A 24,546-nucleotide genomic window follows, 5' to 3' on the forward strand; every position below is an offset into this window, starting at 1 on the left:
TTGAAAACGTGCATTTTCAGACCGAACAGAGTAGATAAACGATTTTTCACTGAGCCTGATAATATGTACATATGTTCAGCGATCTACAGATGATGACTACTTCGGATGCTCGCAAGCGGGTTCAGCTGCTTCTTCGCATAGCCCGCATGTACTACCAGGATCACATGCTGCAGTCCCAGATCGCCACAGCGACAGGCTATTCCCGCCCCTCTGTCTCCCGGATGCTCAAAGAGGCCCAGGAGCGAGGACTGGTGAAGATCTCCATAGAGAATCCCTTAGAGCGGCTGGAAGAACTGGAGTCCAGGCTGATCCGACAATTCAACCTCCGTTGCGCTCGGGTCTCAGAGCCGCCACAGGGATGCACCGGGTATGACACCGTACCCCGAAGCGCAGCATCTCTTCTGGTGGAACAGACCAGGCCCGACTCTTTGATAACCGTCTCCAATGGCAACGCGGTCGCCTACACGGTTCGCGAAGTGCCCATGCAAAACTGGGGAAAGTCCAAGGTCGTACAGATGATTGGCTCCCTGTCACCAACCAATCCCATGACGGATTCACCAGAGATATGCCGCATGCTGGCCCAACGACTGGGCGGCAGCTATTCGACGCTGCCAGTGCCCATGATCCTGTCTTCAACCCCCGTGGCTGAAGCCATGCGCAAAGAACGCCAGATCGCAGACACCCTGACCCTGGGCGGACATGCCGACGTTGCGGTGGTAGGAGTCGGGTCTGTCCAGGAGGGAAGATCCGGACACATTTTCAAAGACTACGAGAATGCCGCTTTCATTAAAGAGGTGACCAAGCTCAAAGCCGTGGGGCACATTTGCGGGCACCACATTGATGCCCAGGGTCGCCACATCCAAACCAGCCTGTGCGAACGCACTATATCGATTGAGTTCGAACGCCTGAAGCGGATCCCCCTGGTCATAGGCGTGGCCTGGGGGCCGCAAAAAGTTGCCAGCATCCTTGCCTGTTTACGGGCCGGGCTTATCTCTGCACTGGCCACCGACCGCGACACGGCCGAAGGGATACTTGAGCTGGATCAACGGCAGAGAAACGCAGGTAAAAAGCTGCACAAGCCTCGAGCCAAGCAGAAGCCAAGCAGGGCTGACCCTACATGAAAGCCATCGGGCAGACGGAGCCGGACAGAGGCGATCGGTGCATGCTCCAGGGGCAACACAGGATGTTTGGGTCATGCCACACAATCAGCCCAGATGCAAAATCAGATCCTGTCGGCAAAGTGCTTGCGGACGATCAGCTCGGCGATCTGCACTGCGTTGAGGGCCGCCCCCTTGCGCAGGTTGTCGTTGGCCACGAACATGGACAATCCCCTCTTGCCTTCCACGGCCTGGTCCTGGCGGAGGCGGCCCACGAAGCTGGGGTCCTTGCCGGCTGCGTCCAGAGGAGTGGGTATTTCCGCCAGATTCACTCCGGGGGCTTTGGACAGCAGGTCGCGGGCCTGGTCAGGGGTGACATCGCGCTCGAACTCGGCATTGATGCTCATGCCGTGGGCTGTGAAGACCCCTACCCGCACACAGGTGCAGGAGGCGGCCAGATCGGGCAGGTGCAGGATCTTGCGGCTCTCATTGCGCAGCTTCTGCTCCTCGTCGGTCTCCCCGCTGCCGTCATCGACCAAGTCGCCTATAAAAGGAACAGCGTTGAAGGCGATGGTGCGCACCACCTTGGTGGGCGGGGGAAACTCGATGGCCGATCCGTCAAAGACCAGCCGGTCAGCACCTTGCTCCACGGCCGTTTTGGCTTCGTCGCGCAGCTGGAGGACGCCGGCACGACCAGCCCCCGACACAGCCTGGTAGGAGGAGACGATCAGGCGGCGCAGACCGTATGCCTTGGCCAGGGGGCTCAGCACCGGCATGCAGGCCATTGTGGTGCAGTTGGGATTGGCCACGATCCGCCTGGGGATAAGGTCCAGATCCTCGGGGTTGACCTCAGACACCACCAGGGGGACCTCGGGATCCATCCGCCAATGGGAGGAGTTGTCGACCACGTAGGCTCCGGCCTCGGCGAAGCGAGGAGCCCAGGTTCCCGAGGTCGAACCGCCGGCGGAGAAGATTGCCAGATCGATACCGCTCAGGTCGGCCTGCTCCACGTCCTCGACCGTGATGCTCCTGTCACGCCAGCGCAACTGTTCGCCGGCAGACCGGGAGGAGGCCATGAATCGCAGATCGGCCACGGGGAAGTCCCGCTCGTCCAGCATGCGGCGCATAACCATGCCTACCTGGCCGGTGGCGCCCAGAACGGCAACATTGATGCCACGGCGACCGTTGTTCGCCAAATCAGCCTTATCCGTCATTGCTCTCTCTCCTCTCAGCGACCAGTGCCGCCATAAACGACCGCCTCGACCTGATCGGCATCCAAGTGGAAGGCCGTATGGATGGCCCGTACCGCCTCGTCCAAGTCCTGGATGGGCACCAGGGCGGAGATGCGGATCTCGGAGGTCGAGATCATGAGCACGTTGATATGCCGGTCGCTCAAGGCCCGGAAGAAGGTGGCGGTGATGCCTGAGTGGGTCTTCATGCCCACCCCTACCAGGGTCACCTTGCCCACCTCGGGATTGATGTCGACCGAGCGGAACCCCAGTTGCTCACGGGAGTCATCCAGCATGGGAACCACCTGATCTGCCTGAGCAGACGGCAACGTGAAAGAGATGTCCACGGTTCCGGTGGCCGCCCCAGCCTGGACGATCATATCTATGTTGATGCCGCCCTCGGCAAGGATAGTGAAGAGCTGTGCGGCTACGCCGGGTCGATCTGGCACGGCCCGCAGGCTGACCTGGGTCTCGCTGCGGTCGTGGGCAACCCCTGAGATGATGGGTGACTCTGGGCCGTTCAAGTCCGGGAACAAGTCGCCCATGGATTCGCCGTTGGTCATGACCTTCCTTCCGTCATATCCCGTTGCCTGTCGGTGTGTGCAGCGGGGCGATCCGGCAGCTGGCCGGTCTCCAGATTGGGAATCTTGTCGACATCGACATCGTCTGGCATGATCAGCGTGCCCGGACGATGGGAAAAGGAGCTGCGCACATGGATGGGCATGCGGAAGCGCTGGGCATACTCCACGCAGCGCAGGGCCAGCACCTTGGATCCGCCGGCCGCCATCTCAAGCATCTCCTCATATGAGATGCGGGCAATTCTTCGGGCGGTGGGCACAATGCGCGGATCGGCAGTAAAGACGCCATCCACATCAGTATAGATCTCGCAGACATCCGCATTGAGCGCCACAGCCAGGGCCACAGCCGAGGTGTCCGAGCCGCCACGGCCCAAGGTGGTAGCATCGCCGTCGGAGTTGACCCCCTGGAAGCCTGCCACAATTCCCACTTCGCCCCGGTCCAGGGCCTTCATGACTCGCTGGGGTCGGACATGGCGGATGTGGGCTGCGCCGTAGCGCGCATCAGTCATGAATCCCGCCTGCGAACCGGTGAAGGAATGGGCATGCTCGCCTTGCGCATGGATACTCATGGCCAGCAGGCTCATGGAGATGCGCTCCCCCGCCGTCATGAGCATGTCCATCTCGCGAGCCGGAGGATTGGAATCCACATCCATGGCCTGATCGATCAGATCGTCAGTGGTGTCCCCCATGGCGGAAACCACCACTGCGATGTCATTGCCAGCGCGCTTGGTATCAATGATGCGCTTGGCCACACGCTTGATGGAGTCCGAGTCCGCCACTGAGGACCCGCCATATTTCTGAACGATAAGTGCCACTGCTGTTCCATCCCGCGACGGTTAAGCCACTAGACCATCATCTTCAACATGTTGATTACATGGATTATACGAACGACACCGTTCTATCAGACCCTCTCCACCAACATGCGAAACAATAACTGCAGGCCTTACAGATCGCGACGGCCGGATATTGCCCGGCCAAGGGTGATCTCGTCAGCGTATTCCAGATCACTGCCGACAGGCAGACCGCTGGCCAGCCTGGTGACCCGCAGATCCAGCGGACCCAGCAGCCGTCCCAGGTAGGTGGTGGTGGCCTCACCTTCGATGTTGGGATCCAGGGCCAGCATGACTTCCTTGACCTGATCGGTGCTCAACCGCTTCAAGAGCTCGGGAATGCGCAGATCGCCCGGCCCGACGTTGGACATAGGGTCGATGGCCCCGCCCAGCACATGATATAGGCCCCGGTATTCTCCGGTACGTTCAATGCTCATGACGTCCTTGGGCTCCTCGACTACGCAAATAATGCTACGGTCACGTCGCGGATCCTGACAGATGGGGCATGGGCTGGTCTCGCAAACATTGCCACAAATCTCGCAAAACCGAACCTTCTCCTTGGCCGCGACGATGGCATCGGCCAGATCCTGAGCGCTGCGCCGATCGGCTCCCAGAATGTAGAAGGCGATGCGCTGTGCCCCCTTGGGACCAATGCCCGGCAGTTGGGCAAAGGCATCGATCAGCTCTTGAATGGCTCCATCATATGTAGCAGCCATCATTCACCTCCCTGTCGCTGCGCCTGTTCCTGCCGGCGCTTTTGGACATTGATCGGATTCTGTGGGTCGTCAGCGGCAAAATCCTCCACCTTGGTCACATCAAACAATTTGGTCAGTTCATCCTGGTTCATGGCATTGTCCGCCCCGAGCCTGGCATCGTCCATGGAATAGACATCGTCCTCGGGATCCACGGAAGGCCTCGAGACCTGGGAGGAGATTGAGGCAGACGACGCTCCATCCTGGCCAGAACCGCCAGAGGCTGAACTAGCGAAGCCTGCTGGCATCTTCCTGTCATCAGATCCGGATGCATCTGCCATTGCCTGAGGACCATCCGGGCCACCGACAGCATCGGAACTGTGTTCGTCGCTCTGCAGGTCCGGCGAAATTGATACGCCAGTCGCCATGGCCCCTTCATCGGAAACCGATTCGGTCCCCAATACCGGAGCCGAGGCTACACCCGAGGCGCTTCCCTGACCGGACGAATCAACCGACTTCGAAACTTCAAGCCCCTGATCCGAAGCTTCATGGCCCTGACTGTTGGAGGACTCTGCAGAGGCTGCGGCACCGGTCCCGGAATCAGGCACAGCCCAAGGATCTGTGTCATCGCTCATGTCCGGCAGAGCTACCTTTTTGGGCTCATGGTCTTTCTGGCCATCGGATCCGTTGCTGCCCTCGCCGGGCTGCCGGACCTTTTGCGGCGCATGAGTCGCTGGCATGGGGTGAGCCCAGGGATCATCGTCCGGCAATACCGTTGAGGCTGTTGAACCAAAGCCCACCGCCGGCAGCGGTTCCGGAGACAATTGGACCGGACCACCGACCGGATGGTGGGCGTCGTCGGAGTTCCCGTCGCCCGCAGCTTCTCCAGGGGTGGATCTTCCCTCCGGCGCTGATGCCGATGTTCCAGTCTCACCCTGATGACCAGCCGAGGCCGTCATCTCCCTAGGGGCATGCCCCTGCTCCGTGGCTGCATGAGGCATGACCGCCGCTCCAAGGTTCATGGTGGCCAAGCCGGCCCGCGCCAGAGCCACCTCCTTCTTGACCTCTGCCCGACGCTGCGGAGACATCCTGTTGACGGATTCTACCGTCTCGCCATTGGCAGCCGTCCCCGATGGGGCGATCATGGTGTTCTGTCCAAACTCCTGGCGAGCGCGGACCATGACGATACGCGGCACCTTGGTCTCCCCGTCAACCGACTGCGCAGCCACGGCCATGGCGAAGGCATGCTGGCTGAGTGGACGGTCGAAGGTCATAGACAGTCGCTTGCGACCGGAGGGGTCTGCTTGCATGGCTACGGTAGGCACCCGGTCCCGCACCACATATTGGCGTACCTCATCCGGCAGGGCAGCCACCAGGGCATCCCAACGCTTATCCAGTTCCGTACCGGTCGGCACCTCGTTTTTCTGCCCTTGCGTAGCCTCCCGTTGAGCTGACCGAGGCTGTTCGACAGACCGGTCGGGCCGGACAGGATTGGGTGATCCGGTCTGCCCCGCCGGCTGTCGAGTCACCGAGGAGGGGACTTCCTTGTGCTCGGGTTGGGCAGAGCCTGAACCGGAATGGGTGGGACGTCCTTCGCCCTCTTGCTGCCCTTGAGCGGAGGAATTGGAATGGGAACCGGCCATGTTCTGCGGCCCGGCAAGGGTCGTGGGCGCTGCAGCAGACACCGAGCCTGCCCTGTCAGGCTGTTCGGGGCGTTCAGCCCCGTCAGTACGACCAGATTGGGATGCTCTGGACGGCCGACCATTCTGCTGAGACCTGCTGGCGCCAATGAACCCGCCGCGGGCGGGCGACGGGGCTGCACCAGCGCTGGAAGCTGCCGCTTCGGCCGGTGCCTGCTCCATAGGTTCGCAGCCAATTGCCAGCAGCCTGGCGGCCAGCAACTCCAAGCGCATCCTGGGCGAGGTGGCCCCGTTCATTCCCGCCAGCGCATCATTGATGATGTCGGCCATTCTGGTCAGGACCTGCAGATCCAAAGCATTCGCCTGACGATGTAGATCGGCCACCTGGTCGTCGTCAGCATCCTCGCTAAGCACGCTTTCAGCCCGTTCTCCAGCCAGTTTGAGAACCAGCAGGTCGCGGACATGGGCCAGCAGATCCTCAACGAAGCGCTGGGGCTCGAACCCGCCGACGACCACCTTTTGAATGACCCCGTAGAGGCCAGCCCCATCGTGGGCGATCAGCGCGTCCACAGCTTCGCCGATCAGCTCGGCAGGAGTGAACCCCAGCAGAGCTACGGCCGCATCATAGGTGATGGTGTGCTCGTCAGCGCCTACCATGAGCTGGTCCAGCACGGAAAGGGTGTCACGCACCGATCCGCCTCCGGCCCGCATGGCCAGCTTGAGCACACCAGGCTCGGCCTTAATGCCTTCCTTGTCGCAAATCCCCTCCAGGTAGGGCCCCATGACTTCCTGGGGCACCAGACGGAAGGGGTAATGGTGGGTGCGGGAGCGGATGGTGCCGATCACCTTTTCCGGCTCTGTGGTGGCGAAGATGAACATGACATGTTCCGGCGGCTCCTCGACGATCTTCAGCAGGGCGTTGAATCCTTGCTGGGTGACCATATGAGCCTCGTCCAGAATGAAGATCTTGTAGCGGTCACGCACGGGGGCGAAGCCTGCTCGCTCCCTGAGTTCCCTAGCATCGTCAACTCCATTGTGGCTGGCGGCGTCAATCTCCACCACATCGATGGAACCAGGGCCTCCCGTGGCCAGATCCCTGCAGCTGTCGCATTCGCCGCAGGGATGGCTGGTCGGCCCCTTGGCGCAGTTGACACAGCGGGCGAAAATCCTGGCACTGCTGGTCTTTCCGCATCCCCTGGGACCTGAGAAGAGGTAGGCGTGGGTCAGCCGGTTCTCATCCAGAGCTCGGGTGAGGGGGACCGTGACCTGCTTCTGACCGATGATGCCGTCAAAAGTGTCAGGCCGATACCGCCGATAGAGTGCTAGTGCCATGGTTCAAGGCTATCCATTTCTTTAGACACGTTCGCTTTCCTTCCTAAGGCTCCCGAACCCGCTTCCTCCTCTCATCCACAGGGCTCGGGGCCTGCCCGGGAAGACTGGACCAGGCGGGGCATCATCGGAACACCGGTATCTACACCCACCGAGACCCTCACATCACCTCCGTCCACCTGACAGTCTGTCAGGACACCACGGTTGAGGCGGGCAATCCGGGAGGCCAGAGTACAGGGCTGCGCCTGTCCTTCGTCCAAGGCAGAAGCTGCGGCAAGAGCCGAGACATCGGCGCCGGTGCGTGCACGTGTCCGGCAGATCATGAGATCGCCCAGCAGCGCTGCCAGAACCAGACCCAGACCAACCAGAGCCATCAGCATGATGCCCAGAACCGTGCCGGAGCCCGGATCCGAACCCCTTATCCATGAACCGGTACGCTCTAGGTGCGTCTTTCTGGCATGTCCGGGCATGACTCATTCCTCCAATATGGCCACGGCATCGCCATGGACCTGTGCGGGCAGCACGCCCATTGGGCCGGCAACCACTGGGCATGACACCCTGACTGCCGTCTGCCCGGCCGATGGACTCAACCTCACCTGGGCATGCGGGCCGGCCATCCGGTGCACCACCTCTTGGGAATCACCCTTGCCCTGGGTGACAATCAGCTCTCTGGCAGCCGCGTTGGCCGCATCCTGACAAACCATGCCGATCCTGATCGTCTGGGTCAACGTCAGCAGTATGAGAGCCAGAACCATGACAGCGGGAAGAACGATGGCGAACTCGGCCGTTATCGTACCGTTATCGGATCGCCACCGTCGTCTCCGCTCGGACCGTCCCTCAGCCGACGGCACTGAGCGCCTTCTTCACCAGCCCCAACAGCAAAGTGCGTGTGGAAGAGGATTTGACAATGGCCAGCAGTACACCGGCCAGCGTGGCTGCCACCACCATGATCACGGCGTATTCGGCAGTGATGGCACCCGATTCAGGCCTGGCCAGCACCACGCTCAGCCGGCCATGCAGTGCGCGCACTCCAGAATCCACAGCCTGGCTGATGCGAACATACAAAGCCGTCATGACCCGGTTGGAACGCTGCCTTACTCTTTGCAACCACCTTGATCCGGCACCTGCAGCAGGCCATGTAGCAGCCGGCACCAATTGACCTCCCGCCTGCCTGTTCTGCAGATGGAAGACCGTCGCAACCTCCTGTGAATATGTCATCGTTCTCACCTTTGCCTTTCCTTGTCTTCCCCGCCCCGGCGAATGACGGTTCCTCGGGGAATCGGCATCCGGTACCTTTCACTGTGCCCGTTCCAGCCCGCCTCGGTCGACTTGTCAGATACATGTGGACGAGCGGAGCTGAATCGTCGACCTGTGGACAACCGTGCCCGTAAAAACTCCATACCCTCAGGACATCCCACCCGCAAAAGCCGCAATGCAGGGGATGACTCCGATCAGCACGAAGGCGGGCAGAATGCACAGCCCTGTCGGCACCAGCAGCCTGACGGTGATCGTCGCCGTAGCCCGGGCCAGCACGCTGCGGGCATGGTGATCCAGCTGGCGCATGGTCGTCTCGATACGTGCCAGGGGCGATGATCCCAAACGCCAGGACGGTTCCAGACAGTCAGCCAGGACCTGCATGGACTGCCCGCAATAAGGATCACCGATGGCTCCCGACCAGGACAGATCCCATCCGTTGCCATACCCGAGCAGGTGAGCCACGCGAACCATCCGAGGCCCATAAGGGCCTGGCAGCAGCCCGCCAACCACACCCAGGGCCCTGGGCAGGGAGGCCCCCTGACGAACAGCGACTCCCAGCAAGGCCAGCACCAGGCTCAAGGGCGGCGGGGAGACCTGCTCATCGACTAATCGCTCACTCGAGCCGTCGAACTCCATAAGCAGAAGGGCCATTATGGTCGACAGAGCAGCAATCAGCGGTTTCAGATCCATAAATCCTCCCTGCCCAGCTCGTTCATCAGCAGATTCATCCAAACCAGACCAAGAACATAGAAGGCCGCTCCAAGGATCAAGCAGAGAGTTCCCGGACCTGGGCGGCATAGGAAGGCCAGTGGTCGCGCACCCATGAACTCTCCCATGATGATTGTCAACGCTGGCAGAGTCAGCAGGAGACGAATCGTGGCCTTGGGCACAGCAAAGGCTTTTTCCCGGGCCTCATCCAGTGCCGCCCGCCGCCTCTGCATGGCTGCCACGGTCCGCAGCCCATCCGAAGCCCGGCAACCCAGGATGGCGCTGAGCCCATAGCAGGCCATCAGAGCCTGGGCCATAATCGTCAGAGTCGGCCCCCGTTCCTGGGGCAGGCATCGGTTCTTCAACATGGCCATGACACGTTCCGGCGTGACCTCCCGGGTGGCGAAACGTCGCCCGGATGCCTCCTCGAAAGCCTCTACCAGACCTCCTCCATTGTCGACATAGGCAAGCAGGGAAGTGATCAGCACCGCCATACCGGGCCGGTCCGACTGTGCGGAGGGCCTGACAGACATGGCCTTCAGTCTTGTAGCTGCATCGCCGCTATGCGCAAGCAGGGCCAGACAGGCAATAGTCGTCATCATCGCAGCCAGCCAGGCTGCAATCTCGTCATTCATAATCCACCTCAACTAGGGATCGCTCGCCGAGGCGCTGGTCACAATGCCCCACCGCCTGGCAAACTTCGACCAAGCCGTTCCATAAGTAGCGGTCCCTCGGCCCGTCCAGGTACAGACAGCCTCCCCAAGAAGCCGACCGTCGGCGGCCGTTGTCAGTCGGCCAATCTGAGCGATATGCCTATGGCCGCCGGAACGCTCCAGATGGATAACAGCGTCAAACGCTCCCTGCGCCAGGGCCGCCAGCGCCCTCGGCTGCAGCCCCGCCAGCAACCCCAGGGTTGCCAGTCTCGCGGGAACGCGTTCCACACTGTCTGCATGCAAAGTCGCCATGCCACCCCGATGACCAGAATTGAAAGCCCGCAACAAATCTGCTATCTCCTCACCCCGGCACTCACCCAGGATTATCCGATCGGGCCGCATGCGCAGTGTGGCCTTGACCAGGTCGACCAGCCCCACGCCCCCTGCCCCTTCAACGTTGGGCTCTCTTACAGCCAGGGAAACCGTATTCCTGTGGCCGGCGATACGACCAAGCTCACGGACTTCCTCCACAACGACCAGCCGCTGCTCCTGTGGACACATGCCCAGCAAGGCCCGCAGGAGCGTAGTCTTGCCGGCACCCGTGCCACCGGTCACCAGAATGCTGGCCCGATTGACCACCAGCGCCCGAAGGATGAAGAGCCAGCTGGCGGGACACAGTCCGGCAGCAGCCAGCTCCTCCAGGCCGGGCGGGTGTCTGTTGGGCAGTCTGATGGAAATGGCGGCGCCCTCGGGGACAAGCGGGGCCAGCACGGCGTGGACTCTGATCCCCTCTCTGCTGGAAGCATCAGCCATGGGGCGAGCATCGTCCAGGCGACGCCCCAGCTGAGCACATAACTGCACAGCAAAGTCCCTTACAGCTCGAGGTCCAGTAAACCCAGGCCGAAGCAGAACCTCCTCCATGCCCGAGCCCCGGTCGACCCAGACATCGCCCTGCCCGGTCACCGCGATATCAGTCACCGCAGGATCGCTCACCAGCCCATCCAAGTAGCCGAAAGTAGGCGGCTGAACCGAATCGTCATCGGGGAATGAACCTTCAAAGCTTTCCCCACCTCCCCTGCTCATTTGACAGCCTCAGACCGAGTCAATCCGCCAGAGGAGACCGGCTCTTCCTTTCTTTCGCCGACGACGACCATCCCCGCGATCCGCTCCACCAGGGGTTGAAGGGCCCGGACGTAAGCACGAGGGACCCGTTCCAGGCCACGACCATCCAGAACGGATGCCGACAGCTTCGGCTGTGGTTTGAGGACCACATCCACCGATCGGCCCAGAAACTCCTCCGCCTGTTCAGGGTCGACGCCATGGCTGCCCCGGTGCTGGGTGGGCATCATCCCAATCAGAGCCATAGGAGGTCTACAGGAGACCAACGGACTGTCCTGGGCTCGATCATCAGCACCTCTGTGGCCGTTCAGAGCATGGAGAAGCGTCTTCGCCCGCGCAAGGCCCAGCACGGTCATGTCCACCATCAACAGCGAAGGAAGTCCCTTCAGCGAGCGCAGATTACCCAGGCCCTGGCCCCGACCGGCATCAATCAGCAGGAGATCGGCGAATCCAGCCACCGCGCTGACGGCTGCGTCCACATCCCACCAGTCCTGTGGCGGAGCACTCCAGGGATCGTTGCTAAGCAGCGGGATGCCATCCCAGATTGGCAGCTCTTCACGGAGGGCCTGAGGATCCACCCGGCCCAGGGGAGCGCGAATCCGCCCCAGCCGCATGCCAGGCGCCCCCTCGATGCCGACCAGGACATCCATCCCTCCGCCATCCAGGTCCAGATCCACCAGAGCGCATGACAGGGCCATGTTCCGAAGCTGTTTGGCCATTAAGGCCGTCATGGTCGTCAGCCCAACGCCTCCCGAGGCCGAGAGAAAGACCAGCCCTGTCACAGCGGACCCATATTCGGCTTCTGAGTCATTCCGCCCAATGCCGGCATCTCCGCCCGCCACCCTTTCTGGTCGGTGTTCAGGAGTCAACCCGACTGCATTAAAAGAGCAAGGAGTCCATTCAGGTTCCCGCCCTTTCATGCGGCCTTTTATCATCGTCGGCGATCTGTCTATGCTCGTTCCAGTCATGGCTACCAGTACAACCGCCCCCTGGCATCAGCACCAGCCCCCGTAGCTGATGTGGTCGAACGACCCTATGCTTCCACATTGTTTCGCCCTCTCTGTGCACAGATGCATCAACACCGCGACACGCCTACAATTACAGGATTTTTGAGACCATATCCATGGAAGGCTACAGATGCTCACATGGAAGCGACAGATTCCTACAAAACCGACGTATTCGACCTGCCGCAATGCACGCAATCGCACAAAAGACCAAGCCGGTAGCCTTCTCCGCTCTAACGAGATGAATATGCTTGCCATCGGCCTCAAAACTGGCATAATGGCATATACAAGGACGGTTCAAGAGCACGGAAGCCCACAAAGTGTATGGCCACTAGGACCGATACGTTGGACGGGTGTATAAGACTTGACCGTTGCAACGATGATGTTGTGCAGAGATTCCATCTGGACCGACCTTGTGGGAACGGCCTCCTGCGGGGGGCCGTTCCTATTTATCCACAGGCTTTATCAACGATTGCAGAGGACGGCACCTGCGAATAGAGTGCTATGGTATGGTTCAGAAATTTGACGCACCCTCCAAGGCCTTGCTACGCAGCCAGATCGCGGAGCATATTGCCGAGACCGACGGCCAGGCACGGCATGTATCCAGGCACTCGGATCACCCGGTCTCGCCCTTGCCTGAGGACCGCTATTTCGACCGGGAGCTGAGCTGGCTCAAGTTCAACAAGCGCGTGCTTGAACTGGCCGAAGACGAGAGCGTGCCACTGCTGGAGCGCGCCAACTTCGCCGCCATCTTCGCCAGCAACCTCGATGAGTTCTTCATGGTCCGCGTGGCGGGTCTGAAGCGTCGCGTGGACACCGGCATCGCTGTGACGGCCGCCAGCGGAATGAGCCCCCGTCAACAACTGAGGGCCATCTCCGAGCAGGCACACAAGCTTCAGGACGAGCACGCCCACTATGTCATCGACCACATCCTGCCGGATCTGGCCGCCGAAAGCATCATCCTGCTGAGTTGGACACAACTGAGCAGCCAGGAGCAGGAACGGCTCACCAACTTCTTCCGAAACCAGGTCTTCCCGGTGCTGACACCACTGGCGGTCGACCCGGCCCACCCCTTCCCTTATATCTCAGGCAACTCCCTGAACCTGGCGGTCCTGGTGGAGAACCCCACCTCAGGCAAGACCCACTTCGCCCGCGTCAAGATTCCCGACAACCTCTCCCGTTTGGTCCCAGTGGACGACCTGACCGACGAAGAGGGCCGGGAAGAACGCTACGGATTCATCACCATGGAGAACCTGATCATCGCCCACCTGGAATACCTCTTCCCAGGCATGATCATCAAGGAGGCCCGATCCTTCCGCGTCACACGCAACGAAGACATCGACGTGGAGGAGGACGACGCAGAAAACCTGCTCAACGCCATGGAGAAGGAGCTGCTGCAGCGGCGGTTTGGACCGCCCATCCGCCTGGAGATTTCCGACTCCGCATCTCCCTTCCTCTCCCAGCTGCTGGCCAGCAAGCTGCGAGTCAACCAGGAGGAGGTCTATCGGCTGCCCGCTCCCTTGGACTGCACGGTCCTGTTCGAGCTGCAGTCCATCGACCGGGCGGATCTCAAATTCCGTCCCTTCATTCCCACAACCAACCGACAGATAGCCGAGGTGGAATCCAGCCAGGCCCAGGACATCTTCGCCGCCATCCGCGAGCATGACATCCTCCTTCACCACCCCTATGACTCCTTCTCCACCTCGGTCCAGGCCTTCCTGGAGCAGGCGGCGGCCGATCCGCGAGTGCTGGCCATCAAGCAGACCCTCTACCGGACCTCGGGCAACTCGCCCATCATCAATGCCCTGGTGGATGCCGCGCACGCCGGCAAGCAGGTCCTGGCCCTGGTCGAGATCAAGGCCCGGTTCGATGAGGAGGCCAACATCGCCTGGGCCCGTCAGCTGGAACGGGCCGGCGTCCACGTGGTCTATGGAATCGTGGGGCTCAAGACCCACTGCAAGCTCTCCCTGGTGGTCCGTCAGGAGCAGGACGGCCTGCGTCGTTACTGCCACGTGGGCACCGGCAACTACAACCCAAAGACCGCCCGCCAGTACACCGACCTGGGCCTGCTCACCTGCGACCCGGTGGTGGGGCAGGACCTGACCCGACTTTTCAACCAGCTGTCAGGCTATGCGCCCAAGTCCTCCTTCCACCGTCTGCTGGTAGCTCCACGCACGGTACGCTCGGGGCTGTTGCAGCGAATCGCCCGCGAGGAAGAGACCGCTCTGAGCGGCAAGCCTGCGTGGATACGGATCAAGGTCAACTCCCTGGTGGATGAAAAGATCATCGACGCCCTTTACCGGGCCAGCCAGGCGGGGGTCCGCATCGACATCGTGGAGCGGGGCATCTGCGCCCTGAAGCCAGGTGTGCCCGGGCTGAGCGAGAATATCCGAGTCCACTCCATCCTGGGACGGTTCCTGGAGCACAGCCGTATCTTCGCCTTCGCCAACTCCCAGGGTCCCCAGATCGGCGAGGGCCCCCTGGCCGGGCCGGAGGTCTGGATAGGTTCTGCCGACCTGATGCACCGTAACCTGGACCGCCGTGTAGAGGCGCTGGTCCGCATCACTGCGCCCGAGCAGGTGCAGGGACTGATCGACTACGTGGATCTGCAGATGGCCGACAGCACCAGCTCCTGGCACATGCAGCCTGACGGCACCTACGTACGACACAGCCGGGATGATCAGGGTCGGCCTCTGGTCGACTCGCAGGAGTATCTGATCGACCGTCACGCCCGAACGCCCAGGACCAGGCGATGATGATGCGCCTCCAGGCCGGCAGGTCCGCCGCCAAGGCGGACAATCGGAATGGCACCCGGCCATGAGCAGGACGGTCGAGGCAGCCGGAGCCATCCTCTACCGGTGGCGCACAAACTTCCAGGGATGGATGAAATTCAGCGACGACGGCCGGGCAGCCCCTGGAGCCAGCCCCCGATCCGACCTCGATGAGCTGGAGCTCTGCCTGGTCCATCGTCCCAAGTACGACGACTGGAGCTGGCCAAAGGGCAAACTGGAAAATCGTGAGACCCACATGCGGGCGGCCGTGCGCGAGGTCGGTGAGGAAACAGGCTGTCTTGTCCGGCTTGGGCCCTACCTGGGGGATGCCGAATATCCGCTGAACAACGAGGGCCGGCGCAGGGGCGGCAAAGGCGGCAGACTCAAACATATCTGCTACTGGATGGCCACACCCACCGACCCGGAACATGCCGCCGGTCAGAGCGCATTGCTGGGGCCCATCCACCGGCCTGATTCCAGGGAAGTCGACCAGATACGATGGGTCGGAGCCTCCGAAGCCCGCAAACTGTTGACCCACCCCAGCGACAGAACCATACTGGACGCCTTCGTGGACCGGGTGGAGCAGGGCGGCATCCGGGCTCGTCAGCTGATCATTGTCCGCCACGGCAAGGCAGTTGCCCGGAAGGAGTGGACAGGCAAGGATGCAAATCGTCCTCTGACCCCCAAGGGCGCTGGCACCTCCTACGCCCTGGCTCGGGAACTGGCCTGCTTCGCGCCCGACCGCCTCCTGTCCTCCCCCTGGATCCGCTGTGTGCAGACATTGCGACCCTACGCCGACGAAGTAGGCTTCCCCATGGAGATGGTGGCCTGCCTGACGGAGACCTCCTACCACCGACGCCCGGACCAGGCCCACAGCTGGCTGGACGGGCAGATGGCCGACCTGCTGAAAGGTAACAGAACCATCATGATCTGCATGCATCGCCCTGTCCTGGGAGGAGTCTTCGAGAAGCTGCGTGGGCTATGCTCCAGCGGATCGCTGTCCAAACGGCTGCCAGACGACTCCCCCTTCATGCCCACCGGCAACGCTGTCGTCCTCAGTCTGACCGGCGACCCCAATCATCCGACCATCATCGACATACAGAAGGTGACTCCCATTGTCTACTGACAGCAACTCCAGAATCGGCTCATCCTCAATCCGCTCCTCCCGCACGGGATTCGTGGCATCCGGCACCGGAGCATCCCGGCCCTCACGCCCTGGCCAGCTGGATCCAGCCATCGCCGACCAGCTCTCCGGAGGCATGGATCCACAGCAGATCAGCGAGATGAGCCATGTATCAGCAGCCTCCCTGCTGGACCGGGTCCACCACAGCGCCGACCCGGCCATCGTAAAACGGGTTCTGACCCTGGTAGATCGCGAGGGTGTGGATGTCGTGGCCGAGCTCTGGAGCGACAGCGACCCCGATTCTCTGCCTGGCATCCTTTGGCGGCTTTACATGCTTCGCAGCTGGATGCGTCGGGACGCTGATGGAATCAGTCGTCTGTGGAGGCTGGGTGAACCCACTGACACCGCTGCATCAGCAATCGCCGGCGTGGACCAAGCCCCGGAGGCCGACGACATCATCCGAACCGCCGACTCCATCCTCTCCGGAGCTTTCACGGGCGACTTCGCCATAGCCCTGGAACGCGCCGGAGCCTTCTGCGACGTGATCGCCCGCGGAATCAAGACCACCATCCGGGACGCCCAGAGCCGGCAGCTGGACGGTCAGGATGCCAAGGAGGTCGACGCGGCACAGCGCACCGTCAACTCCCTCAATCAGACGGCACGTGACTTCATGAGGGGCGCATCACTCTGGCGGCGGGGACGGCTGGAGTAGGATCCGCCACCCTTTCAAGCCGGAAGCGTAAGCGCGCCGTGAACACAGATCAGACCCCGGCATGCCCTACAATGGGGACTGCGTCGGACCATGGTTAAGCCCCGGGCTCCGTTTGTTGCCGCTGCGAGCGGCGTTTGCGCCGACAGGCGCTTGCATGGTTCGGCGTTTTCATTTCCATTCCCAAATCAAAGGCAGCATGGCTTGCCGGTCGCTACCAGAAGCCGACCCGCTGAGCTACGCTGAGAGGTATGGAACTTCACGTACTGGAACACCCGCTGATCGAGCACAAGCTGACCGTACTGCGGGACAAAAACACCCCTTCCAACACCTTCCGCGAGCTGATCAGCGAACTGGTCATGCTTGAGGCCTATGAGGCCACCCGAAATCTGGACATCGAAGACCACCCAATCGAGACCCCTGTCGCTCCCATGGTGGGCAAGAAGCTCTGCTCCCCCCGCCCCATGGTGGTTCCCATTCTGCGCGCCGGACTGGGCATGCTTGACGGCATGACCCGTCTGCTGCCCACCGCCGAGGTCGGATTCCTTGGCCTCAAGCGCGATGAGAACACCCTGGACATCATCACCTACGCCAACCGCCTGCCGGAGGACCTCTCCGGACGTCAATGCTTCCTGCTGGATCCCATGCTGGCCACCGGCGGCACCCTGATCGCCGCCACCAAATACCTTGCTGAGCGCGGCGCCAAGGACGTGACCTCCATCAACATTCTGGCCGCTCCCGAGGGCCTGAACCGCCTCAAGGAGGAGATGGACCCCTCCATCAACCTCAAGGTGGTGGTCTGCGCAGTCGATCAGAAGCTGAACGAGCACGCCTACATCGTGCCTGGTTTGGGCGATGCCGGCGACCGCCTTTACGGCGTCATCGACTGATCCAACGAACTGACGGGGCACGAACCCCATACCTGACAAGGACCCGAATCTGCACGATTCGGGTCCTTTTTTCAACGGTGTTCGATGGCCGTCCCGGCGGATGCTGTGCAAAATGGACTAGGCTTCCCTCCCCTACCCCGTCAGCGAGGATAGGTTCGCTATGAAGTCGTCGCTATAGAAACTGCCGGCTCTGCAATGCCATGGAGCTTAGCGAACCAGTCATCATGTCTGTAATCCTCCCGACCTCTATTCTCCCAACCGTCTATCCCTCGACTTCCACCCTCTTGCCCTCTGTCCTCTTGACCACCTCTCGCACGAGAGCGCCTAATCGCTCATCGCCACCCTGGTTCTCCCCTGGTCTGACCCTGAAAACACCCTGAGTGGGCCTTTGCCCGGTGTTGCAATAAGAACAGAGACATTCAAGGGCGAGAAAGGAGCACACCATGGAGGGCAAGTCCCTTTCCCTAGGTAGATCGCTGGCAGGAACCGATGCCTCAGGACCGATGGGCGGGGGCGGCTCGCAAACCGCAGCTCGACCCAAGGCACACACTCCTGGCCTGGCCTCCCTGGTGCGATCCTTTCTGCATGAGCATCGGTCCTCCTACACGGTCATGGTCCTGGCTGTCATGGCCGCTTCAGTCCTTACCAGCGCCTGGGCCCAGGTAGCCATTGCCGCTCGGAAGGGCGACGGGATGCCGGATACGCGCGCAATGAATTCCTACGACCGCGCTATGACCCTGTCCTTACAAGACGGCACTACACTAATATCCATAATGTACGCCTGCATATGCGGGTTCGTCTCCATCTTCCTCGTCATCACTTCTGTGGGGTTCCTGATCGAGCGCCGTCGTCGCGAATACGCCATGATGCGGCTTTCGGGCGCCTCTCCCCGCACGGTGAGGCTCATCTCCCTGTTGGAATTCATGATTCCGGTAGGTTTGGCCGCCCTCATAGGCAGTTCGGCGGGATGCCTGCTGGTGCCCGCATTCGCCAAGTCTCTGATCAACTCAGGTCTTGAAGCCTTGGAAATGACCGCACATCCCCACCCTATGGGAATCGTCTTCGCCTCCGCTGGGATACTCCTGGCAGGCCTCTTAGGAACCTGGTTCGCCGCCAGAAGGATTACCGCCATCTCTCCCATCGAGGCTTTGCAGGACTCAGAAAATCGGTCGGGAACCAAATCAATTGGTCCTCTTCGCCTGATAATCGCCCTGGCTGGACTGGCTGGAGGACTGGCCATGGTCTATCACCGCTTCAATGGCATGGACATTGAAATCCAGATCCTGGCCACGACCGGCTGTCTGCTGGTCATCATCGGTGCCCTGGCTCCTGTCCTGGTTCCGGCCTGCGCCAACCTGATCGGCATCCCCTTCCAACTGGCTTTCCGAGGTGCAGGTCTCCTGGCGCGGCAAAGGGCGCGGAAGGAAAATCGGAGCTCCACCGCCATCGCGGTGCCGATCATACTGATGCTGGTCATCGTGACCGGAGTGATAGCCCTGGGACGGTCCAGCTGGGCGCAAGAAGCCATAAGCCGGTATAAGCCGGTCGCTGCCGAAATCATGATCAATGCGCAGACCAATGATCCAAGAGACCTTGATCGCCAGCTTCGGTCCACTGCAGGCGTCGAATCCGCAATCACCTATAGCGAAGGATCCTGGAAGACTGCAGACAAGGGAGATATTGGTGGCAATGACGAGCCTTCCGTCATGGCTATGCACGTCAACAAGGCAGGCAAGGACGCCAAAGCAATCAGCCCAATCTTCATCGAGGGCTCCGCTGCGGACCTGGGGCCGGGCAAGATCGCCGTCATAGCAAATGGCCACGCTCAGGAGAAAAACCCCATTGGCCGCAAGCTGACCCTGATCGACAGGTATGACAAAGGCCATACGCTGACCATCACCGCCGTAGTCGATGTGACCCCGACGGGGCAGATGGGCCAATACCTGATGACGGATGCCGACCTGTTGCAACTGGCGCCCGACAACAGCGGATCGACCACCCTGGCCAGGACCGCCCCAGGAGTTCGGGCAGACAATCTGATCAGTCAACTCAATGCTTCATGGAACAGGAAGGGCATCAAGGCCTGCACCAAGAAGGAGTACATTCGTTCCAATATCCGAAGGTCACAGAAGGTGCAGCGGGCCATGCCCCAGATAGCGAACGGGGCCATCGTCCTGACGGCCATCTTCCTGATCCAGGCATGCGCCATCGCAGTCAATGAGCGCCGCCAGGAGAACCGAAGGATGCAGGCTGCCGGTGTTTCACGTGGAACATTGGTCTGCTCCTCGATTGTAGAGTCAGTAATCGATGCCCTTTCGGCCATCCTTCTTTCAGCCTTGGCCATGGCGGGGGTGCTTGCCGTCATCTTCCACCAGTTGTCCGACCAGATAGACATGAGCGTCGTACCTCTCCCCTACGGCTACTTCCTAATCATGGCCCTCTGGGCGATAGGCCTGGCCGCTGCGGCCTCAGGCCTGTATAGCTGGTTCAGCTCTCGGGCAGATACGACTCGAAGATGATCCCGTCGAAGTCGGGGCTTGCAGCCTCTTGCGCGCGCTCGGAACGAACTGTCCAGGCGATGGGCTTTCCACCCAGGAAGCGGTAAAGACGCATGGGCAGTGAATGCCCGCTGTGCCACTCGCAGGCCACAAAGTCCGGCCGCCCCAGCCAATTGAAGAGGAGGGATCCTGCCATCCAGCGCAGAGCCGAGGAGCAGGTGCCCACCCGGCCATGGTAGGGGGCGACCAGTTGCCCCCTGGTGACGCCTTGGTGGTGAACCCGATACCAGGCAAGGGCCAGGACGTTGAAGGACTCAATTACATAGGGGCCCTGGTACCTGGACAGGAGGGCATCGGTCCGACGCATGAGCTCCCGATCCAAGCCCCTGTCCATCTTGATCTCGACGACCAAGGGCACCCGGCCATCCACCAGAGCAAGCACCTCGGACAGAAGAGGCACATGCTGCGCCTCAGGATCGTTGAGGCCCCCGTCCCCGCCCTCCGTTTCGGGACCGCCATCGTGGTCGGCAGAGCCAGGAATTCCTTCCCCAGACTCAAGAGCCTGGGCAGGGCTTGGGCACAGTGGAATCCTCTGCAGCTGCTCATAGGTCAGGTCCGCCACTGCCCGGTTGACGCCAGCCATCCGCTGCAGGTCTCCATCGTGGATGACCACCACCTGGCCGTCCCGGCTGAGATGAACATCCAGCTCAATCCCGTAGCCGGCCCTGCAGGCCGCCTCGAAGGCAGCCAGAGAATTTTCAGGCGCCACTACCCGAGGGGACTTGGCTTGGGCCGAGGCGTGCCTGCCTGAGGGACGATCGGATTCAACCTTCAGGCAGTCATGGATACGATGCAGGTAGGCGGTCTGTCCAGGGTTGGGATTGGTCGTCTCCATCCCCGAGCCAGAGTCGTGCAGGCCCCTATGGGCGTAGGGATGCAAGGACAGACCGACGGGCTTTCTCCGGCCCGCAACCACTGAAAGGCCAGGGGCCAGGGCCCAGCACCAGCCTCCCAAAACACCGAATCCCAGACCCAGTGCGACCTTGCCGGCCAATCGTACTTTGGACCCCATCATCGCCTCCAGCCATCAGCTATTCCACTACCCACGCTAGCATCGCAGGGGGCTGGACGCGCTTTGCCGGCTTGACTTCAGGCTGCTTCAAGGCCCTATCCTTGAACAAGCAGATCAGAAAGGCATGCCCCCGCCTTTAACCAACTCCGTCAAGCAATCTGCCAAGAAAGAAGCACGATACCATGCAGAATGATTCATCCACGTCCGTCCCGTCCGTCAAGCTCAACAACGGCGTCCTCATGCCCATGGAGGGCTTCGGCGTCTATCAGATCGCCGACCTCGACGAGTGCCGCCGCTCTGTTCTGGATGCCCTGGAGATCGGGTACCGGGCCATCGACACGGCCCAGGCCTATGGAAACGAGCAGGCCGTCGGAGATGCCCTGGCCCAGAGCGGCCTCGACCGCGACCAGGTCTTCCTGACCACCAAGGTCTGGATCACCAACTACGGATACGACAAGACCAAGGCCTCAGTCGAGGAGTCCATGAAAAAGCTGGGCACGGACCACCTGGACCTGGTCCTCCTCCACCAGCCCTTCAACGACTACTACGCAGCCTGGCATGCCCTCGAGGACCTCTATGACCAGGGTGTCCTGCGGGCCATCGGCGTCTCGAACTTCTATGCCGACCGCTATGTGGACCTGGTCAAGTTCAACAGAATCGTCCCGGCCGTCAACCAGCTGGAGACCCACGTCTTCCACCAGCGCCCCCAGGAACGCACCTACATGGACAAGTACGGCACCCGAATCGAATCCTGGGGACCTTTCGCCGAGGGCCGCCAGGGGATGTTCACCAATCCGACCCTGACCGAGATCGGGCAGGCGCACGGCCGGACCGCAGCCCAGGTGGCCCTGCGCTTCCTGGTCCAGGACGGGGTCATCGTCATCCCCAAGACCACCCACCGCGAGCGCATGCGCGAGAACCTCGACATCTGGGACTTCCAGCTCAGCGACCAGGAGATGGACCGGCTGCGGGCCATGGACACCGGCAAATCCGCCTTCATGAACCACGAGGATCCCGAAACCGTGGAGGACTTCGCCAACTGATTCGGCATCAGACGGTATCTGTGCAGGATGGACGGGCTCTCAGCCTAGGCTTCGCCGTTGCGTCGCCGGCGCTTGAGGGCCCGGTGCTTGATCAGGATGTCCAGGACTATCCAGACCGAAAGAATGAAGGCCACCACGTATCCCAGCATGCTGACCACCGGGATACCGAAGACCACCGGCTTGATGCGGGCGAAGTAGACGATTGAAGAGCCGACATAGAGGCCAACGACAATCAGGGCCATGGTCAGCCTGTTGACCATGTCGGACAGCTGCTGCAGGGGTTCCTCGGAGCCAACCAGCTGCACATTGGCACGCAGCTGGCCACGGGTCAGCATCTTGGTTGCGGTCCGGGACTCAGCCAGGGCGCCCAAAAGCCCATGCAGGGCCAAGTCGCCTTGGACGCCCAGCTTCCGGGTCTCCTCCTTGAGGATGGATCCCGTGCCCTGGCTATAGGCGACATGATCGGTGATGATCTGCACGATGTTGGCCTCGGGCAGGAACTCGTCCAAGAGTCCTTCAAGGGTGACCAGGCACCGCGCCACCATGGTGACCGACCCCGGCACCTTGATGCCATGCCGGGCGGCCAGCTTCATAACGGCATTGACATATTCGGCGATGTCCAGATCAGCCAGATCCAGCTTGCCGAACCGCTGGACGACCGCATCCAGATCGGCCAGAAGGTAGGGGTAGTCCTCGGCCCTGGCCTCTCCCGTACCGGCGAAGCGGAGCAGCCCCTGGGCCAAGGCCGGTGAATCCTCGCGGCCCACCGCAAAAATCATGTCCTTCAAAGCCGATTTGGTCACCTTATCCAGACGTCCGACCATGCCAAGGTCTATCAGCACTATGCAGCCATCGCGGATGATGATGTTGCCGGGGTGCGGATCGGCGTGGAAGAAGCCCCGGTCCATGATCTGGGTGGCATAGTTGTCGACCAGCTTGGTGCCGATCTCCTTCAGGTCATAGCCCTGGGCCACCAGCTGGGCGGGCCGTGAGAGGGATATCCCGTCGATGTACTCCATCACCACCACATGCCTGGTGCACAGTTCGGGATAGGGCTTCGGGCAGTCGATGTAGGCGTAAGCGTCGCAGAAATCTTTGAACTCCGCCAGATTCGCGGCCTCCTGCTGGAAATCGACCTCGGACCGGAAGGTCTCCCAGAGCTCCTCAACCACCCCGCGAATGTCAATCACCTGGGTGCTGCGGACGAACCGGGAGGCCCACTTGACCATGCTGCGCAGAATGTCAATGTCCTGGGCCATGGTCTCTTGAATCCCTGGACGCTGAACCTTGACGGCCACATCCTCACCGCTGACCAGGCGGGCCCGATGCACCTGCGCCAGGGAGGCTGAACCCAGGGGAACAGGGTCTATGGACGAGAAGATCTGGTCGAGCGGACGGCCATACTCGGCGGCCAGGGCGCTGGTCACCACGGAATACGGGATGGGATCCGCGTCGGCACGCAGCTTTGAGAGCTCACGGCAGAAGGCCTCCGGCAGGATTTCCGAACGCATGGAGAGAATCTGTCCCACCTTGACGAAAGTGGGCCCGAGCGCCTCGAACAATCGGCGCATGGTGACCGGGGTCAGACCGTGAATGATGTCGAATTGGTTGGCAATGCGGATCATCTCAGCCAGCCGACGGGCCCTGCCACGCCTATGACGAATCCTTCCTGCTGCCCCCTGCCGCTCTCCGGTGCCGACCCCGAAGAGGCCAATGGTCTGCACTGGAGCATCATGTCCGTTCATGGCATCCATACTCACCACTCACCTGCGTCCTTTATCCGCATGGCCGACCAGCGGCAGGCATTCCGGCGCAGACGACCGACGCTGACAGTAATTGACCGCCTTCAGCCCTGCTGACCCGCAATGGGATCATTGGAGGTGATGGGGATGGACCCGGACCGACGATTCGGCATTGGCGCCAGGGGCTCATGGTCAGGACGACGGGGATCAGGAGCAACATGAGTCGCAGGCCTGGGCGCGCCAGCAGCCGGGGCCGATGCAGCCGGGGCCGATGCAGGAGCGGGAGGGTTCTTCCTGTTCCGCTTTAACTCAGTATTAAGAATCTTCCCCTGCTCTACTGTCAGCTCACCCTTCTTGACCAGGTTGTCAATGACCTCCTGGCCCTTCTCCACGCCTGTGGCCAAGGCTCCGATGCCAGCCAGAAGCACCTTGTGCAATCCGTCACCGATATGCAAATCCGACATGATATGCCTCCCAGCATTCATACGCCCTTGAAGTACCGGGCTCTTTAGACAGCCAAGAGACGAGCGGCCGTCTCTCTTTATAGTCTAGCTGGATATCC

The 24,546-nt window shown here is 61.4% G+C and carries 21 protein-coding genes and 1 pseudogene; 7 read left to right on the forward strand and 15 right to left on the reverse strand.

Annotated features, from left to right (window positions below; translation table 11 throughout):
* Positions 1–71: 71 nt before the first annotated feature.
* Positions 72–1,121, forward strand: coding sequence for a sugar-binding transcriptional regulator (locus ACUIAI_RS07310; protein WP_445342006.1), 1,050 nt, complete (start codon positions 72–74; stop codon positions 1,119–1,121).
* A gap of 101 nt (positions 1,122–1,222) precedes the next feature.
* Here ACUIAI_RS07310 and ACUIAI_RS07315 read toward each other — a convergent pair whose 3' ends face one another.
* The 12 genes from ACUIAI_RS07315 to ACUIAI_RS07370 form a co-directional block, all read right to left on the reverse strand.
* Positions 1,223–2,311 carry an aspartate-semialdehyde dehydrogenase gene (locus ACUIAI_RS07315; protein ID WP_445342007.1) on the reverse strand — a complete coding sequence of 363 codons (1,089 nt, stop codon included), beginning with the start codon at positions 2,309–2,311 and terminating at the stop codon, positions 1,223–1,225.
* 14 nt (positions 2,312–2,325) lie between these two features.
* The gene (locus tag ACUIAI_RS07320) at positions 2,326–2,889 is read right to left on the reverse strand and encodes an ACT domain-containing protein (RefSeq protein WP_015022547.1); all 564 of its coding nucleotides are present in this window, start codon (positions 2,887–2,889) and stop codon (positions 2,326–2,328) included.
* Complete coding sequence (locus ACUIAI_RS07325) at positions 2,886–3,719, reverse strand: aspartate kinase (RefSeq protein ID WP_110413526.1); 834 nt, start codon at positions 3,717–3,719, stop codon at positions 2,886–2,888. Before ACUIAI_RS07325 ends, ACUIAI_RS07320 begins: the two co-directional genes overlap by 4 nt.
* 128 nt (positions 3,720–3,847) lie before the next feature.
* Complete coding sequence (gene recR, locus ACUIAI_RS07330; RefSeq protein WP_445342842.1) at positions 3,848–4,450, reverse strand: recombination mediator RecR; 603 nt, start codon at positions 4,448–4,450, stop codon at positions 3,848–3,850.
* Positions 4,450–7,398 (reverse strand): DNA polymerase III subunit gamma/tau, encoded by a 2,949-nt coding sequence (gene dnaX, locus ACUIAI_RS07335; RefSeq protein ID WP_445342008.1) that lies wholly within the window; start codon positions 7,396–7,398, stop codon positions 4,450–4,452. The genes recR and dnaX overlap by 1 nt, the downstream gene beginning before the upstream one ends.
* A gap of 71 nt (positions 7,399–7,469) precedes the next feature.
* The gene (locus ACUIAI_RS07340; RefSeq protein ID WP_445342009.1) at positions 7,470–7,865 is read right to left on the reverse strand and encodes an Rv3654c family TadE-like protein; all 396 of its coding nucleotides are present in this window, start codon (positions 7,863–7,865) and stop codon (positions 7,470–7,472) included.
* Between the two features lie 3 nt (positions 7,866–7,868).
* Positions 7,869–8,246, reverse strand: a complete 378-nt coding sequence (locus ACUIAI_RS07345) for a TadE family type IV pilus minor pilin (protein WP_445342010.1) — start codon at positions 8,244–8,246, stop codon at positions 7,869–7,871.
* A complete protein-coding gene (locus ACUIAI_RS07350) occupies positions 8,233–8,613 on the reverse strand; it encodes a DUF4244 domain-containing protein (RefSeq protein WP_445342011.1) in 381 nt (126 codons plus the stop codon). The genes ACUIAI_RS07345 and ACUIAI_RS07350 overlap by 14 nt, the downstream gene beginning before the upstream one ends.
* 186 nt (positions 8,614–8,799) lie before the next feature.
* Positions 8,800–9,342 (reverse strand): type II secretion system F family protein, encoded by a 543-nt coding sequence (locus ACUIAI_RS07355; RefSeq protein ID WP_445342012.1) that lies wholly within the window; start codon positions 9,340–9,342, stop codon positions 8,800–8,802.
* Positions 9,333–9,995, reverse strand: coding sequence for a Flp pilus assembly protein TadB (locus ACUIAI_RS07360; RefSeq protein ID WP_445342013.1), 663 nt, complete (start codon positions 9,993–9,995; stop codon positions 9,333–9,335). The genes ACUIAI_RS07355 and ACUIAI_RS07360 overlap by 10 nt, the downstream gene beginning before the upstream one ends.
* A gap of 12 nt (positions 9,996–10,007) precedes the next feature.
* Positions 10,008–11,096 carry a CpaF family protein gene (locus ACUIAI_RS07365; RefSeq protein WP_445342014.1) on the reverse strand — a complete coding sequence of 363 codons (1,089 nt, stop codon included), beginning with the start codon at positions 11,094–11,096 and terminating at the stop codon, positions 10,008–10,010.
* A complete protein-coding gene (locus ACUIAI_RS07370; RefSeq protein WP_445342015.1) occupies positions 11,093–11,851 on the reverse strand; it encodes a hypothetical protein in 759 nt (252 codons plus the stop codon). Before ACUIAI_RS07370 ends, ACUIAI_RS07365 begins: the two co-directional genes overlap by 4 nt.
* A 794-nt stretch (positions 11,852–12,645) precedes the next feature.
* Between ACUIAI_RS07370 and ACUIAI_RS07375 the strand changes: the two genes are divergently transcribed.
* The 5 genes from ACUIAI_RS07375 to ACUIAI_RS07395 all read left to right on the forward strand — a co-directional run bounded on the left by ACUIAI_RS07375 (position 12,646) and on the right by ACUIAI_RS07395 (position 20,148).
* Positions 12,646–14,892, forward strand: coding sequence for an RNA degradosome polyphosphate kinase (locus ACUIAI_RS07375; protein ID WP_445342016.1), 2,247 nt, complete (start codon positions 12,646–12,648; stop codon positions 14,890–14,892).
* A gap of 61 nt (positions 14,893–14,953) precedes the next feature.
* Entirely contained in the window at positions 14,954–16,033 is a 1,080-nt protein-coding gene (locus ACUIAI_RS07380; RefSeq protein ID WP_445342017.1) for an NUDIX hydrolase, read from the forward strand.
* Between the two features lie 13 nt (positions 16,034–16,046).
* Complete coding sequence (locus ACUIAI_RS07385) at positions 16,047–16,742, forward strand: thymidine phosphorylase (RefSeq protein ID WP_445342843.1); 696 nt, start codon at positions 16,047–16,049, stop codon at positions 16,740–16,742.
* Positions 16,743–16,990: 248 nt separating this feature from the next.
* Positions 16,991–17,629, forward strand: coding sequence for a uracil phosphoribosyltransferase (gene upp, locus ACUIAI_RS07390; RefSeq protein ID WP_015022561.1), 639 nt, complete (start codon positions 16,991–16,993; stop codon positions 17,627–17,629).
* 443 nt (positions 17,630–18,072) lie between these two features.
* Positions 18,073–20,148, forward strand: coding sequence for an FtsX-like permease family protein (locus ACUIAI_RS07395; RefSeq protein ID WP_445342018.1), 2,076 nt, complete (start codon positions 18,073–18,075; stop codon positions 20,146–20,148).
* Here the strand turns inward: ACUIAI_RS07395 and ACUIAI_RS07400 are convergent.
* Entirely contained in the window at positions 20,117–21,202 is a 1,086-nt protein-coding gene (locus tag ACUIAI_RS07400) for a glycerophosphodiester phosphodiesterase family protein (protein ID WP_445342019.1), read from the reverse strand. The genes ACUIAI_RS07395 and ACUIAI_RS07400 overlap by 32 nt on opposite strands.
* 179 nt (positions 21,203–21,381) lie before the next feature.
* Here ACUIAI_RS07400 and ACUIAI_RS07405 point away from each other — a divergent pair, with 179 nt between their 5' ends.
* The gene (locus ACUIAI_RS07405; protein WP_445342020.1) at positions 21,382–22,242 is read left to right on the forward strand and encodes an aldo/keto reductase; all 861 of its coding nucleotides are present in this window, start codon (positions 21,382–21,384) and stop codon (positions 22,240–22,242) included.
* A 44-nt stretch (positions 22,243–22,286) separates the two neighbouring features.
* Here the strand turns inward: ACUIAI_RS07405 and ACUIAI_RS07410 are convergent, their stop codons facing one another.
* Positions 22,287–23,996, reverse strand: coding sequence for an ABC1 kinase family protein (locus ACUIAI_RS07410; protein WP_445342844.1), 1,710 nt, complete (start codon positions 23,994–23,996; stop codon positions 22,287–22,289).
* Between the two features lie 287 nt (positions 23,997–24,283).
* A pseudogene (locus ACUIAI_RS07415) lies at positions 24,284–24,448 on the reverse strand (phasin family protein); the annotation flags it as partial.
* Positions 24,449–24,546: the final 98 nt, after the last annotated feature.

It is taken from the genome of Bifidobacterium sp. ESL0827, assembly GCF_052606685.1.

Bases quoted from the DNA above. Each gene is read 5' to 3' on its own strand.
- ACUIAI_RS07360 (WP_445342013.1), bottom strand. From the start codon at position 9,995: ATGAATGACGAGATTGCAGCCTGGCTGGCTGCGATGATGACGACTATT.
- ACUIAI_RS07380 (WP_445342017.1), top strand. From the start codon at position 14,954: ATGAGCAGGACGGTCGAGGCAGCCGGAGCCATCCTCTACCGGTGGCGC.
- ACUIAI_RS07315 (WP_445342007.1), bottom strand. From the start codon at position 2,311: ATGACGGATAAGGCTGATTTGGCGAACAACGGTCGCCGTGGCATCAAT.
- upp (WP_015022561.1), top strand. From the start codon at position 16,991: ATGGAACTTCACGTACTGGAACACCCGCTGATCGAGCACAAGCTGACC.
- ACUIAI_RS07400 (WP_445342019.1), bottom strand. From the start codon at position 21,202: ATGATGGGGTCCAAAGTACGATTGGCCGGCAAGGTCGCACTGGGTCTG.
- ACUIAI_RS07340 (WP_445342009.1), bottom strand. From the start codon at position 7,865: ATGCCCGGACATGCCAGAAAGACGCACCTAGAGCGTACCGGTTCATGG.
- ACUIAI_RS07355 (WP_445342012.1), bottom strand. From the start codon at position 9,342: ATGGATCTGAAACCGCTGATTGCTGCTCTGTCGACCATAATGGCCCTT.
- ACUIAI_RS07365 (WP_445342014.1), bottom strand. From the start codon at position 11,096: ATGAGCAGGGGAGGTGGGGAAAGCTTTGAAGGTTCATTCCCCGATGAC.
- ACUIAI_RS07320 (WP_015022547.1), bottom strand. From the start codon at position 2,889: ATGACCAACGGCGAATCCATGGGCGACTTGTTCCCGGACTTGAACGGC.
- ACUIAI_RS07370 (WP_445342015.1), bottom strand. From the start codon at position 11,851: ATGGCCAAACAGCTTCGGAACATGGCCCTGTCATGCGCTCTGGTGGAT.
- ACUIAI_RS07395 (WP_445342018.1), top strand. From the start codon at position 18,073: ATGGAGGGCAAGTCCCTTTCCCTAGGTAGATCGCTGGCAGGAACCGAT.
- dnaX (WP_445342008.1), bottom strand. From the start codon at position 7,398: ATGGCACTAGCACTCTATCGGCGGTATCGGCCTGACACTTTTGACGGC.
- ACUIAI_RS07410 (WP_445342844.1), bottom strand. From the start codon at position 23,996: ATGGATGCCATGAACGGACATGATGCTCCAGTGCAGACCATTGGCCTC.
- ACUIAI_RS07310 (WP_445342006.1), top strand. From the start codon at position 72: ATGTTCAGCGATCTACAGATGATGACTACTTCGGATGCTCGCAAGCGG.
- recR (WP_445342842.1), bottom strand. From the start codon at position 4,450: ATGGCTGCTACATATGATGGAGCCATTCAAGAGCTGATCGATGCCTTT.
- ACUIAI_RS07350 (WP_445342011.1), bottom strand. From the start codon at position 8,613: ATGACATATTCACAGGAGGTTGCGACGGTCTTCCATCTGCAGAACAGG.
- ACUIAI_RS07375 (WP_445342016.1), top strand. From the start codon at position 12,646: ATGGTTCAGAAATTTGACGCACCCTCCAAGGCCTTGCTACGCAGCCAG.
- ACUIAI_RS07405 (WP_445342020.1), top strand. From the start codon at position 21,382: ATGCAGAATGATTCATCCACGTCCGTCCCGTCCGTCAAGCTCAACAAC.